The organism is Synechococcus sp. CCAP 1479/10 (genome assembly GCF_019038515.1).
In the GTDB taxonomy this organism is placed as follows: Bacteria; Cyanobacteriota; Cyanobacteriia; order PCC-6307; family Cyanobiaceae; genus Cyanobium.
In genome coordinates this window covers 70728-84088 of the sequence record NZ_JAFKRJ010000001.1, presented here as the reverse complement: position 1 = coordinate 84088, position 13361 = coordinate 70728, and the positions used below count along the sequence as shown (strand labels likewise).

At 68.5% G+C, this 13361-nt stretch carries 8 protein-coding genes and 1 pseudogene; 4 read left to right on the top strand and 5 right to left on the bottom strand.

Going from position 1 to position 13361, the window contains the following annotated elements; translation table 11 throughout:
- Positions 1 to 3: 3 nt before the first annotated feature.
- Positions 4 to 990 carry a CobW family GTP-binding protein gene (locus tag KUG39_RS00355; RefSeq protein WP_216911991.1) on the bottom strand — a complete coding sequence of 329 codons (987 nt, stop codon included), beginning with the start codon at positions 988 to 990 and terminating at the stop codon, positions 4 to 6.
- Positions 991 to 1109: 119 nt separating this feature from the next.
- Here KUG39_RS00355 and KUG39_RS00350 point away from each other — a divergent pair.
- Positions 1110 to 1286: pseudogene (locus KUG39_RS00350) on the top strand (FAD-dependent oxidoreductase); the annotation flags it as partial.
- 362 nt (positions 1287 to 1648) lie between these two features.
- On the opposite strand, the gene KUG39_RS00345 reads toward KUG39_RS00350, so the two are convergent.
- On the bottom strand, positions 1649 to 3766 hold the full coding sequence (locus KUG39_RS00345) for a hypothetical protein (protein WP_216911989.1): 2118 nt from the start codon (positions 3764 to 3766) through the stop codon (positions 1649 to 1651).
- A gap of 550 nt (positions 3767 to 4316) precedes the next feature.
- Here KUG39_RS00345 and KUG39_RS00340 point away from each other — a divergent pair.
- On the top strand, positions 4317 to 5798 hold the full coding sequence (locus KUG39_RS00340) for an NAD(P)/FAD-dependent oxidoreductase (protein WP_216911987.1): 1482 nt from the start codon (positions 4317 to 4319) through the stop codon (positions 5796 to 5798).
- Here the strand turns inward: KUG39_RS00340 and KUG39_RS00335 are convergent.
- Positions 5726 to 6493, bottom strand: a complete 768-nt coding sequence (locus KUG39_RS00335) for a potassium channel family protein (protein WP_353617293.1) — start codon at positions 6491 to 6493, stop codon at positions 5726 to 5728. The two genes, KUG39_RS00340 and KUG39_RS00335, sit on opposite strands and share 73 nt — an antisense overlap.
- 112 nt (positions 6494 to 6605) lie before the next feature.
- Between KUG39_RS00335 and KUG39_RS00330 the strand changes: the two genes are divergently transcribed.
- On the top strand, positions 6606 to 6992 hold the full coding sequence (locus KUG39_RS00330; RefSeq protein WP_198960035.1) for a hypothetical protein: 387 nt from the start codon (positions 6606 to 6608) through the stop codon (positions 6990 to 6992).
- Positions 6993 to 7048: 56 nt separating this feature from the next.
- Positions 7049 to 7564 carry an HdeD family acid-resistance protein gene (locus KUG39_RS00325; protein ID WP_094583980.1) on the top strand — a complete coding sequence of 172 codons (516 nt, stop codon included), beginning with the start codon at positions 7049 to 7051 and terminating at the stop codon, positions 7562 to 7564.
- Positions 7565 to 7574: 10 nt separating this feature from the next.
- On the opposite strand, the gene ggt is transcribed toward KUG39_RS00325, so the two are convergent.
- Entirely contained in the window at positions 7575 to 9407 is a 1833-nt protein-coding gene (ggt, locus tag KUG39_RS00320; RefSeq protein WP_216911985.1) for a gamma-glutamyltransferase, read from the bottom strand.
- A complete protein-coding gene (locus KUG39_RS00315) occupies positions 9404 to 13153 on the bottom strand; it encodes a hydantoinase B/oxoprolinase family protein (RefSeq protein ID WP_216912031.1) in 3750 nt (1249 codons plus the stop codon). The genes ggt and KUG39_RS00315 overlap by 4 nt, the downstream gene beginning before the upstream one ends.
- Positions 13154 to 13361: the final 208 nt, after the last annotated feature.

Below are 13361 nucleotides of genomic sequence, written 5' to 3'. Positions count from 1 at the left end.
GGATCAGGCGACACAGGCCTCAAAACCGGCCCGCAGGGCGGGTTCATCGAGATCGCGGCCGATGATCACGAACTCGGTTTTTGGGGTTTCATCCGCCCGCCAGGGACGGTCCCGGGCGCTGTCGATGAGCATGTGCACCGACTGGAAGACATAGCGGTGGCTCTCGCCATCGATCTGGAGGATGCCCTTCATGCGGAACAGATCGGGACCCTGCTCGCTCACCAGCCCATCGACCCAGCGTTCCAGCTTCCCGTAACTCATCGGCCGCTCTTCGATGAAGGCCACCGAGCTCACGGCATCGTCGTGTTCGTGGTCATGGTCGGAGGCAAGGAAATCCGGATCGATCTCCAGGGCCCGCTCAAGCTCGAAGGCCCCCACGCCCAGGATCTGGTCCATGGCCGCATCGGCCCGGCAGGTGGGAATCACCCGGGCCAGGGGATTGATGGCCCGGGTGCGCTGGCGGATGGCCTCGAGCGCTTCAGCTTCCACCAGATCGGTCTTGTTGAGCAGCAGCACATCGGCGAAGGCCAGCTGTTCCTGCACCTCCTCGCTCTCCCAGTGCTGCTCCACATGCCGGAGATCGACCAGGGTGACGACGGCGTCGAGCCGAAGCTGGTCCCGCAGGTCCTCATCGACGAAGAAGGTCTGGATCACGGGGGCCGGATCGGCCAGGCCGGTGGTCTCGATCACCAGGTGATCGAAGCGGTCACGGCGCTTCATCAGGTTGCCGATGATACGGATCAGATCGCCGCGAACGGTGCAGCAGATGCAGCCATTGTTCATCTCGAAGATCTCCTCATCGGCATCGATCACCAGCTGGTTGTCGATGCCCACCTCACCGAATTCATTGACGATCACCGCCACCTTGAGACCGTGCTCGTGGGTGAGGATGCGGTTGAGCAGCGTCGTCTTGCCGGAGCCGAGATAGCCGGTGAGGACGGTGACGGGCAGGCGATCCCGATCAGGGGCCGCGGAAGGGGCCGAGCGCATCGGAGCAGAACCCAAAGGGCCGGTCATGGGAATCATTTTCAACCTAGCAGCTTCGGTCTCTCTTGGCCGCCGTGGTGGACTGCCTACGGCTCCGTCCTGAGGTTCAGCCCCAGGGCGCCATGGCCGAATGGCCCCACGTGGTGATCGTGGGCGGTGGCTTCGCCGGGCTCAAGGCCTGCCATGTGCTGGCGGGACAGCCGGTGCGCGTGACCCTGATCGACAGGCGCAACTTCAACCTCTTCCAGCCCCTGCTCTACCAGGTGGCCTCCGGTCAGGTGTCGGAGGCGGATGTGGCGCCTCTCAGCTCGGGTCCCTGCTGGTGGAGCATGGACTGGTCGATGCCGATCCCTGAAGGGGTCCCTGGTACGCCAGGCCGCCTGGGGTGATGATCTTCGCTGGCCAACCCCGAACCGCCAACAGCTCAGACAGATCATCCAGCCGATCGAAGCCTGTCGCTGTGCCCCCTTCACCGCCATCGGCAAGCCCTGAACGCTGGGGGGCAACCTGGCGGGCTGTTGGTCACCCATCCTCAACCACAGCCCCAGGCTCGTTGATCACATCGATAGGAAGTCAAGAAGGAGCTGTTCTTGATATGGCTGGAGAAGCCAGATGGTGTTGCCAGATGACAGGAGTAAAGAGGGCCTGGATAGATGAGGGTCTAGACATCTTTGGTGTCTTTGGATGCCGCTTTGGCCAAAGCCTGCTCTCGTTCACGCGCAAGTTTTCTGGCTCGGGCGCCAGCGAGATCCATGCCAAGAAGAACGATCACACTTGCCACTAGCCCGACAGCAACCATCCAATTCAGGGCGCTGCCAACATTGATCACATGCCCGCCGACGAGGGCGGGAGCAAACCAGATGGCGATAAAGACTGGAGCCAAAGCCATCGCAAAGAAAAACCACATGTCATTCAGAATTTTTGTGTCGGCCGAAGTCGGATTGAAACGCCGAATCCAGGAGGAGACCGGTGCACCTGACTCAACACCTGGACGAACTCCGAAAAAGTTACTCAGCTCATGAGAACCCCACCGCTCCCATAGCCACCGCAACACACGACTTGATGCGTAGATCGTGATAAGGGAACCGCAGGTTGCGAACCAGACTTCTCTGCTAGGCGGCACTGGGGTCGTATGTCGAATCACGCCCGGAAACAGGACATTGACTCCGCTGGTCATCTGCGCAAAAGTCCACATGCACAATGCTCTCCAGGCCCCGGCATGGGACAAAACCACGGCCAGAGCAGAGCCTGTCGCAAGCAAGTTCGCTACGGACAAGGACCTCACACGCCATCTCCGCCGAACCTTCCCGGTAACATAGGAACCCGTAGGCAGAGCACTCAGTGACTTCCACGGCTCACCAGTAACATGCACAAGAGCCCAAGATACAAGGGAAACAAATTCTTCTGTATTCCGCCAATAGGTCGTGTGATCTCTTGCCAGAGAGCGTTCATTCACGATTTCAATTGACTCTGGCCCAATCACGTCAGACTCATGATCCATCAACGAACCATTGGAAACCGGGTCGTCGGTGGCATAGAGATCCACCCACCATAGGCCCTGCGCCCTGAATTGAGACCCGTACCAGTTAATCGCGTGAGCTGGGTACTCGAAGAGATACATGAACACCAAGAAGATAAAAATGCTGATGCCTGCCATTCCAGTAACCATGGCTCCAAACGTCCCAAGGATCTTCGCTCCAGTCAGCGAGAATCCAATCATCAGGACAGCCGCAAAAGTAAGATAGATTCGGCCGAAGAAACCATCATTCTCCTTGGACATCTGCTCCAGCTCCTCAAGCTTTCGCAATCCCGATCCGAACGTCAAAAGCAAAGCAACTTCAGGTGGACGAGCATGGCGCAGCGCTCGGTGGGCAACCGCGCCACCTTGAGAGTGCGCAATCACGGCCACACGCTTGCATCGCTCCGAAAGCCAAACCAGATCACGATGCACCTGAGCGATCATGGCGGCCTGCTGCATCGGACTCGCCACCAACACCAGACTGTCACCGAGAAAACTTGCCAGCAGACCTTCCATCGCGAGCAGCACTCGGCTCAGACCAGGAATGGGCAGCAAACCAAACATCACGACAGCAGCAATGCATAACTCGAGCAATACAGCTAATGGCAAGGAAAACAACAGCATCAAAAAGTTCTTCAGCAGCGACAGCACTGCAGAAACTCGCGCAAAGCCAGATTGAGCTCTGAAAGCCCTGACCGACCGCCTGACACGAACACCGAAGTGCGACCCCATCGTCCAAGGCACGATGGCGATGAGCCACGTGGCCAGCGTACGAAACCTAGGTGCGGCAAACGACTCAGCCCACCACGACTCGGCCATCAGCCATCGCGACTCATGCAGAGTGCCCTCCCTGTCCAACGCATGGAGCTCAAGAAGGGCATGGGATGGCGCATCATTAAACGTGGTGGTTACCTGGGCATCACGCAGGACGGCACGTGCACATACGAAGTTACCGGCGGCATCATTCACCACCTCCTCCAACGGTTTCAACGGACCCTGTGGCGTATCCATCGACAGGCCAGTGATGAGGCAATTCAGGGTCTCGAAGTGTTTGGTGGTATCAATAGAATTCCCTGGTCCGCTCCAACTCGGCGCCTTACGGGCAAGCCAGTCACGCTCCTGGGAAAAGGTAAGGCCAGTAAACGACCAACTGCGAGCAATTCCATCGAAGCGCTCCTGGAACCAGCGATAAAGTGGCTCTCCAAAGCTGACGAGTGTTGATCCCCGTTTCTGCTGTCCAATGCCATGAACGAACAGCACGCCAAGATCTTGCCTTTCGTCCGAGCTTCCCATCGTTGGAGGGGCAACGACCACAGCAGGCCTGTGCAACGAAAGTGCACGGATTCAGGACACGAGTCCCATCCTATGCCCGTCGCGACGTCCAGCCGAGAAGTCGGTTCAGGTGTTGGCTGGATTGGAGTGGTGTGACAAGGTCGGTGCGTAGCTATTCAAGGTACGTCAAAGGCCCTGTGGAGCCAATGACCTCCAGAGATGAACTCCACTCCTTGCATTCCCGCAGAATGGGACTGACCTGGCAGGAGAGATCAACTGAAGATTAACGACTCCCCACAACTTTTCTTGCATCATCAGACAGCTGGCGTAGCCAGGCCAGAGTAAAAGCAGCGCGTCGCAGCCACGGACCCATGGGAACGGGTTAACCAGGGACATGGCGAGGCAGGGGACGTGATTTTTTTCACGATTCGAAGCAACTTCCTGCAGACCACACCTTCCCTTACCAGTCAAACCGCTGCCATTACTACAACCCCTACCCCAGTGATCTGGATACGTTGAGAGACCCTGGAGGCGTGCGATGGCCCCGGAACGCTTCTTCCTCGAGCTGGATCCGCCCCACGGCGCCATGGCCGACTGGCCCCACGTGGTGATCGTGGGCGGTGGCTTCGCCGGGCTCAAGGCCTGTCATGTGCTGGCGGGACAGCCGGTGCGCGTGACCCTGATCGACAAGCGCAACTTCAACCTCTTCCAGCCCCTGCTGTACCAGGTGGCCTCCGGCCTGGTGTCGGAGGCGGATGTGGCGTCCCCCCTGCGCCAGATGGTGGGCCAGGCCCCCAACATCCAGATCCTGCTGGGCGAGGTGATCGACATCGACACCGAGGCCAGGGAGGTGGTGTTCAACGACCACCGCTACGCCTACGACCACCTGGTCCTCGCCAGTGGATCCGGCAGCACCTACTTCGGCCACGAGGAGTGGCGGCCCCTGGCGCCGCCGATGAAGATCCTCGAGCACGCCGATGAGATCCGCCGCCGGCTGCTGATGGCCCTCGAAGAGGCCGAGCAGACCAGGGATCCCGAACGGCGCCGCTTCCTGCAGTCGGTGGTGGTGGTGGGGGCCGGGCCGGCGGGCTGCGAGCTGGCCGGCTCCCTGATCGAGCTGATGCACCGCGCCGTGGAGCGGGACTTCAAGCAGCTCGACCGGGCCCAGTGCCGGGTGATCCTGCTGGATGCGGTGGATCGGGTGCTGCCGGCGATGGCCGCCAATCTCTCCGCCGACGCCGCGGCCTACCTGGAGCGGGCCGGCGTCGAGCTGCGCCTGAACACCATGGTGGCCGCCATCGAACCGGGCCGGGTGCTCCTGCGGCGCCCCCCGGATGCCACCGGCGAGGCGGACACCGGCGGCGTTGGCCTCGGCGACCTGGAGGCCGCCACGATCTGCTGGACCGCCGGGGTGCGCGCCTCCCGCCTGGGCCGGCTGCTGGCCGAACGCACCGGCGCCCCCGTCGACCGGGGCGGACGGCTGCAGGTGGAGGCCGACTTCTCGCTGCCGGGGCACCCGGAGATCCGGGCGGTGGGCGACCTCTGCCATTACGCCCACACCGGCGACGGCCGGGTGCTGCCGGGCATGGCGGGGCCGGCGGTGCAGATGGGCGGCTGGGTGGCGCGCGACATCCTGGCGGGTCTGGAGGGGCGCCGCAGCGCCCCGTTCCGCTGGTTCGACCTCGGCAGCATGGCCGTGATCGGCCCCTGGTACGCGGTCGCGGATCTGCGCGGGCTGCACGTGAGCGGGCTGGCGGGCTGGATCCTGTGGGCCCTGGCCCATCTGGCCTTCATCCCCGACACCGAGAACCGCATCGCCCTGTTCAGCAAGTGGATGTGGCAGATCGCCACCCGCCAGCGCACGGCCCTGCTGATCACCGGCCGTCCCGACCAGCACCTCGGTGTCGATGTGGGGCTGGAGCGGGCCGTGCCGCCCGATGGCCTTTCTCAGTTGCCGGGGGCGCCCCCCTCCGGCCCCTTGAACCGGTTGATCAGCACCCCCAGGATCACGGCGATGTAGAGCGGCCCGGCAATGCCCAGCACCACGCTGGCCATGCGCGCCGGCGGCTTGGCCGGAGTGATGTCGCCGTAGCCGGTGGTGGTCAGGCTGACGAAGGCGAAGTAATTGATGCGGGCGAAATCCAGCTCCCAGACGCTGTGGGCGCGCGCCCCCGCCTGGGGGCGAACGATGGCGGCCTGGCCATCGGCGGTGTTGGCCAGGAAGCTGCCGGGCTGGATCGTTTCCAGCACGCTGAGCACCAGGCCACCACTGAGGCCGAGCAGGAGATAGCCGGCCACCGCCCCGACCACCACCGACCGGGTGGCCCGGGGCTCCCGGCCCAGGCTCCGCACCAGCCGCACCAGGCTCCAGCCGATGAACAGCGTGGTGATCAGCAGCAGGGGCACCCCGGACAGCCGCCGGGACTCAGGGGTCAGCAGCCAGTACAGCTGGAGAAAGGGGTTGGTGCATCCCAGCGCCAGGAACAGACGGTCGCTCCAGGAACGCCCGACCCCGCCGGCCAGGCAGCCGCTCAGTTCCACGGTGGTGAGGACCGTGATCAGGAGGTAGCTCACCGATCCGACCAGGCTCAACGTCTGGGGAAACGCCAGGCTGAGCATCACCAGCACACACAGCACCAGCAGCCGGCGGTAGAAGCGATGCCGCCGGCGCACCAGAACCTCCGGCGTCGCGGGCGCTGCCGAAGGTCGGATCACGGAGGCGATGGATCAGAACCGACAACGTACGTCGGAAGTCTGCGGCGGCCAGCGGCCCCGAGGCGCGGATCCGCCCAGCGCATCGATACTGGACACACCCGCAAGGACCCCGATGGCCTTCCGTTTCCGGCCCGCCGCCCGCCTGCTGCCCGCCGCCGCCGGGCTCCTGCTGGCGGTGGCCCCCCTGGCCCCGGTCCTGGCCCAGGGGATCCCCTTCAACGAGATCCGGGCCCTCAACCTGGCCCGCAACGCGGCCGTGCTCAGCAACGGCGGGCTGACGGTTTACACCCCGGCCAACTGCATGTTCAGCACCTCGGCGGCCAGCAATCCCTGCCTGGTGCGCAACGACGCCGACGGTTTCGTCTACCGCTTCCTCGGAGGCCCCCCCGGCTGGGAGGCCAAGGGCCTGCCGGCCACCACGGAAACGGAGATCAGGATCGCCCCGGACGGTCGCACGGTGGTGGCGATCCTCTACAACGGCCCGCCCCGCACCCGCTGAGCCCGGCGGTCGGCCAGGGGAAAGCGGCCTAACCTCCAGCCAGCCTCTCCAAGCCCTTGTCCGTCCCCGCTTCCCCCACCCTGCGCTGGGTCACCGCCGGCCTGCTGCTGGTGGCGGCCGTCCTCTGCCTGGCGCTTCCCTTCGTGTCGGCCACCCTGCTGACCATCGCCCTGGGCGGGGTGGCCGCGGCGGCGGGCGTCTCCCAGCTGCTGCGGCTCACCTCGGCCGATGACACCCGCAGCAAGGTGTTCCGCGCCATCTCCGGGGTGCTTTATGTGGTAGGCGGCATCGGCCTGGTGGCCTTCCCGGTGGCCAGCACCGTGAGCCTGACCCTGTTCATCGGCGTGCTGCTGGCCGTCGAAGGGGTGATGGAACTGGCGGGCGCCGCCGCCGGCGCCGGGCCGGCCCGGGGCCTGGTGCTGCTCGATGGCATCGTCACCGTGGTGCTGGGGGGGATGCTGATCGCCGAGTGGCCCTCCGACAGCCTCTGGGCCATCGGCACCCTGTTCGGCTTCGGCCTGGCCTTCTCCGCCTTCAACCTGATCACCGCCCCCGCGGCTCCCCAGGCCTGAGGGCTGGGCCTCATTCCGCCACGGCCAGGCCTTCGGCCCGGCGCGGATCCACCGTCCCCAGGCTGCCGCCCCCCGCCAGCACCTCGACGCTGTTGGCTGCCCCCATGGCCGGGGCCCGGCGGACGCTGTGGCCCATGGCCTCCAGCAGGCGGAGGCTGTCGGGGCTGAGACCCTCCTCCGCATCGATCCGATCGGGCCACAGCTGGCTGTGGATGCGGGGGGCGGCCACGGCACCGGCCAGGTTGAGGCCGTGCACGATCCGGTTGAGCAGCACCTGGAGGATGGTGGTGATGATGCGGCTGCCGCCGGGGCTGCCGGTGGCGAGCCAGGGGCGGCCATCGGGGCGGAACACCAGGGTGGGGGCCATCGAGCTGAGCGGGCGCTTGCCCGGCGCGATGGCGTTGGCCGTCCCCTGGCGCAGGCCGAAGGCGTTGGCGCTGCCGGGCAGGGCGGTGAAATCGTCCATCTCGTTGTTGAGCAGGAAACCCATCCCAGGCACGCTGATGCCGTTGCCGTAGGGGAAGTTGAGGGTGGTGGTGAGGGCCGCCAGCCCGCCCTGCCGGTCGGCCACCGAGAGGTGGGTGGTGTTGGTGCCTTCTGTGGCGGCGGCCGCCTCCAGCGCCGGGTCCGGGGTGTGGCGACGGGGATCGATGCGGCGGCGCAGGCCGTCTAGGTGGGCCGGCGACAGCAGCCGTTCCACCGGCACCGGCACCTTGTCGGGGTCGCCGAGCAGGGCGTTGCGGTCGCGGTAGGCCAGGTTCATGGCCTCGGCCGTGGGGTGGAGGCTGGCGGCACCGTTCAGGCCGGTGGCCGCCAGGTCGAAGGGTTCGAGGATCCCCAGCAGCTGCAGCAGGGTGAGTCCGCCCCCGGGCGGCGGCATGGTGAGCACCGGGTGGCCGCGGAACTCGCGCCGCAGGGGCCGCACCAGCTGGGCGCGGTAGGCGCGCAGATCGCTGTGGGTGATCAGGCCGCCACCCCGCTCCATGGCGCCCACCAGGGCGGCGGCCACCGGCCCTGTGTAGAAGCCCCGCTCCCCCTCAGCGGCGATGCGCTGCAGGCTGGCCGCCAGTTCGCCCTGGCGCAACACGGTGCCCGGCACCGGCGGCGGCAGGAACAGGCGGCGGGAGACGGAATCGGCCTGCAGCCGCGGAGCGGCGGCGGCCAGGGAATCGCTCAGCTCACGGCTCACCGGGAAGCCCTGGGCCGCCAGCCGGATCGCCGGCGTCATCACCTGGGCCAGGGGCAGGCGGCCGTAGCAACGCTGGGCCAGGGCCAGGCCGGCGACGCTGCCGGGCACGGCGGTGCTGAGCAGGCTGCGGGTGGCACGGGCCCGGTCCACCTGGCCGTCGGGGCCCAGGAACATGGTGGCCGTGGCCGCCGCCGGGGCCGTCTCGCGGAAATTCACCGCCACCGCCATGCCGCCGCCGATGGCCAGCTCGGGCCCGGCCGCCGGGTTGCCACCAGAGGCCCCGTCCAGGCAGCCCCGCTGGCGGGCCGGCGAGGGGCCGGGCAGCCAGAGCAGCAGGAAGCCGCCGCCGCCCAGGTTGCCGGCCTGGGGCAGGGTGACCGCCAGGGCGAAGGCGGTGGCCACCGCCCCATCCACCGCATTGCCCCCCTGGCGCAGGATCGCCGCCCCCGCCGCCGAGGCCAGCGGCTCCTGGGCCGCCACCAGCCCCCGGGCCGACCACTGGGGCCGGAAGCGCTGCTCCCCCTCCAGCAGCACGTTGCTCTCCGGGGCGGCGGGCGGCGCCGCTGCCTGGGCCCACGCCAGCGGCACCGGCAAAGCACCCAGCCCCAGCAGCAGCAGCACCGACCCGGCGGCTCCCTGGCGAACGGCGCTCACAGTGAGGCTCCCGCGCCACCGGCATCCGGGGCACCGAAGCCACCGCCGCCGGGGGTGGCGATCTCCAGCAGATCGCCCGGCCCCACTTCCACCTGGTCGCAGCCGGCCAGCTCCTCGTGCCGCCCATCGGCCCGCTCCAGCCGGTTGCGCCCCACCGTGCCGTCACCGCCCCCGGCCAGACCGAACGGGGGCACCCGGCGGGAGCCCGAGAGGATGGCGACGGTCATCGGCGCCAGGAAGCGCAGCCGCCGAACCACCCCGTCACCGCCCCTCCAGCGGCCAACGCCACCGCTGCCTCGACGGATGGCGAAGCGCTCCATTCGCACTGGGAAGCGGTCTTCGAGGATCTCCGGATCGGTGAGGCGCGAGTTGGTCATGTGGCTCTGGACGGCATCGGCCCCGGCGAAGCCGTCGCCCCCCGGCCGCACGCCGGCGCCGGTGCCGCCGCAGATGGTCTCGTAGTACTGGCGCTGGGCATCACCGAAGCTGAGGTTGTTCATCGTGCCCTGGGCGGCCGCCATGACCCCCAGGGCCCCGAACAGGGCGTTGGTGACCGCCTGGGAGGTTTCCACGTTGCCGGCCACCACCGCCGCCGGCGGCAACGGGTGCAGCAGGCACCCCTGGGGCACCACCAGCTCGATCGGTTCGAAGCAGCCAGCGTTGAGCGGGATCGGGCGGCCCACCAGGCAGCGGAAGACGTAGAGCACCGCCGCCTTGGTGATCGCCAGCGGGGCGTTGAAGTTGCCCTCCAGCTGGGGGGAGGTGCCGCTGAAGTCGATGCGGGCCCGGCGGGCGGCCCGGTCGATGCGCACGGCCACGACGATGCGGCTGCCGTTGTCGAGCTCGACGCTGTGGTCACCGTCACTGAGGCGGGCGATCGCGTCACGCACAGCCTCGGCCGCATTGGCCAGCACATGGCCCAGGTAGGCGCTCATCTCGCCGGTGCCATCACGGCTAAGCAGCCGCCGCAGTTCGCTCTCCCCCAGCCGGTTGGCGGCCACCTGGGCCTGGAGGTCGGCCAGCAGCTGCTCGGGGTTGCGCACCGGGTGGGGGCCGGCGGCCAGCCGCTCACGCCAGGCGGCCGCATCGAACTGGCCCTGGCGCAGCAGGGGCACGTGGCGCAGCAACAGCCCCTCCTCCTCGATCCGGCGGCTGAAGGGGGGCATCGAGCCCGGGGTGAGGCCGCCCACATCGGCGTGGTGGCCGCGGCAGGCCACGAACAGCAGCGGCGTCGCCCCGCCCTTGGGGGGGAACACCGGCGTGATCACGGTGATGTCGGGCAGGTGGGTGCCACCGTCGAAGGGGTCGTTGGCGGCGTAGGCGTCGCCCGGCGCCAGCGGCGGCAGGCTGCCGGCGGCCACGGCGGCCAGCAGGCTGGCGACGCTGTCCCCCATCGAGCCGAGGTGCACCGGAATGTGGGGGGCGTTGGCCACCAGCCGGCCGGCGCCATCGAACAGGGCGCAGGAGAAGTCGAGCCGCTCGCGGATGTTCACCGAACGGCTGCACTGGCGCAGCCGTTCCCCCATCTGCTCGGCGATGGCGGCAAAACGATGGTTGTAGAGCTCCAGCCGCACCGGATCCACCGCCCCGGCAACGCTGCCGGCCAGCGCCGCACCAGCGGCCGGCGCCTGCCGCTCCAGCAGCAGTTTGCCCCCCGCCAGCACCCGGCCGCCCCAGCCGGGCTCCAGCACCGTGGTGCCCGTGGGCTCCACCACCAGGGCCGGGCCGGCAATGCGCTGACCCGCCGCCAGCTGCTCCCGCCGCCAGAGGGGCACCTGGCGCCAGACCATCCCGGCGCCGGCTCCGTGCTCTTCCGCCAGGCAGAGCGGCACCCATTCGCAGGGCTCGGGCGGATCCGCCGCCTCAGGGAGTTCCGCGGGCCTGATGGCCCCCGCCGAGGTCTCGGGGGCCGGGGCGCCCACCTCCACCTGCAGCCGCTCCACCACCAGCGGCTCATCCGGCACCACGAAACCGAAGCGCTGCCGGTGGCTGGCCTCGAAACCCGTACGCAGCGCCAGCACCCCCTCGGGCGAACCGGCGGACCAGGGCAGTTCCAGCCCCTGGTCGCTGCCGCAGTAGCGCAGCTCCAGGCGGGCCTGCCAGCGCGGCGCCTCGCCGGGCGCCAGATCGCCGCTGGTGCGCAGCTCGGCGGTGGCTTCGACCACCAGCGCCCCGATCTCCCGCTCCAGCAGGGGAAGCAGGGCCGGCTCGAGGGGTTGCCGCAGGGTGCGCTCCCGCAGCAGGGAGGGGCGGGCCAGGCCGATGCCATAGGCCGAGAGCACCCCGGCCAGGGGATGGAGCAGGACCCGGGTGAGACCGAGGGCGTCGGCCAGGGGGCAGGTGAGCTGGCCGCCGGCGCTGCCGAAGGTGACGAGCACGGCGCCGCGCAGGTCGTGGCCGCGCTGGATCGAGATGCGCCGGATCGCCTCGGCCATGCGCTCGATGGCGATCGTCAGCGCCCCCTGGGCCGCCGCCTCCGGCCCCGCCACCCCCAGCTGGCGGGCCAGGGCCTCGAAGCGCTCGACCACCACCCCCCGATCGGCCGGCTGGTCGCCGCCAGGGCCGAACAGCCGCGGCAGCGCGTCCACAGGCAGCCGACCCAGCAGCAGGTTGGCGTCGGTGATCGCCAGGGGACCCCCGCGGCCGTAGCAGGCGGGACCGGGGTTGGCGCCGGCCGAGCGGGGGCCCACCTGCAGGCGCCCGTCCCGCACCTGCAGCACCGAGCCGCCGCCCGCCGCCACCGTGTGGATCGGCAGCATCGGCGCCAGCAACCGCAGGCCGTCGATCTCGGTGTCGTTGCTGCGCTCCCAGGCGGCCTCGCCGCGGCTGCCATCGAAGTGGAAGACGTCACTGGAGGTGCCGCCCATGTCGAAGCCGAGGATCGGGCCATCACCGAATCCGGCCGCCTCCGCCACCGCGACGGCCGCCACCATGCCGCCGGCGGGGCCGGAGAAGATCGTGTCCTTGGCCTGCAGCAGGGCTGGCGCACGCAGGGCTCCGGCGGAGGTCATCACCCGCAGCGGAATGGCCGCCCCGATGGCAGCGCGGACCTGATTGAGATAGGCCCCCAGCACCGGACCCAGGGAGGCCTCGAGCACGCTGGTGTCGAGGCGGGGCACCAGCCGGGGCTGGCGACTGAGCCGGTGGGAGAGCACCACCGGGGCGAAGCCCCGTGAGGCCAGCCAGCTCCCGACGGCCAGCTCATGGACCGGGTGACGGCCGGCGTGGAGCAGGGCCACGGCCACGCTGCCGAAGCCGTCGGAGCGGGCCTGGGCCAGGGAGTGCTCCAGCACTGCATCCAGCTGCAGAGGCTCCAGTTCCACCCCATCCGCCGCCAGCCGGCCGCCTACTTCAATGACCCGCAGGGGCGGGGGCTCGGCCCGCCGGATCTCCAGGGCAAAGAGGTCGGGGCGGTGCTGGTCACCGATGCGCTGCAGGTCGGCGAAGCCGCGCGTCACCAGCAGCAGCACCGTCGCCCCCTGGCGCTCCAGCAGGGCGTTGGTGGCCACGGTGGTGCCAAGCCGCAGCTCCGCCACGAGGCCGGGGGGAATGGGCTGGTCTGGCGACAGCTCCAGCAGCTCCCGCAGGGCGGCCACGGCGGGATCCTGCGGAGCGGTGCCATCAGCCGGGCGAGGCGGATCGGAGAGCCGCTTGCGCACCAGCAACTCGCCCCCGGGCGTGCGGGCCACCACATCGGTGAAGGTGCCGCCCCGGTCAATCCAGAAGCGCCAGCCGGCTCCGGTCACGACGGCCGTCGCGGGCTGGAGGGACAGGCAGACACCGGAGTGCACGGCGGAATGTCTCCCCAAGCATGGGGGCTGGGATGGCCCGATGGGAAGACAGGCCTGGCGATTCGCCCACCCCGACCCAGGCTTCAGGTATGCCCATGGATGGAGTCCGGGGAAGAATGATGTAAGCCTCGATACACGACATGACGCCTCGGTGATAGGCGCA

Bases quoted from the DNA above. Each gene is read 5' to 3' on its own strand.
- KUG39_RS00355 (WP_216911991.1), bottom strand. From the start codon at position 990: ATGCGCTCGGCCCCTTCCGCGGCCCCTGATCGGGATCGCCTGCCCGTC.
- KUG39_RS00340 (WP_216911987.1), top strand. From the start codon at position 4,317: ATGGCCCCGGAACGCTTCTTCCTCGAGCTGGATCCGCCCCACGGCGCC.
- KUG39_RS00330 (WP_198960035.1), top strand. From the start codon at position 6,606: ATGGCCTTCCGTTTCCGGCCCGCCGCCCGCCTGCTGCCCGCCGCCGCC.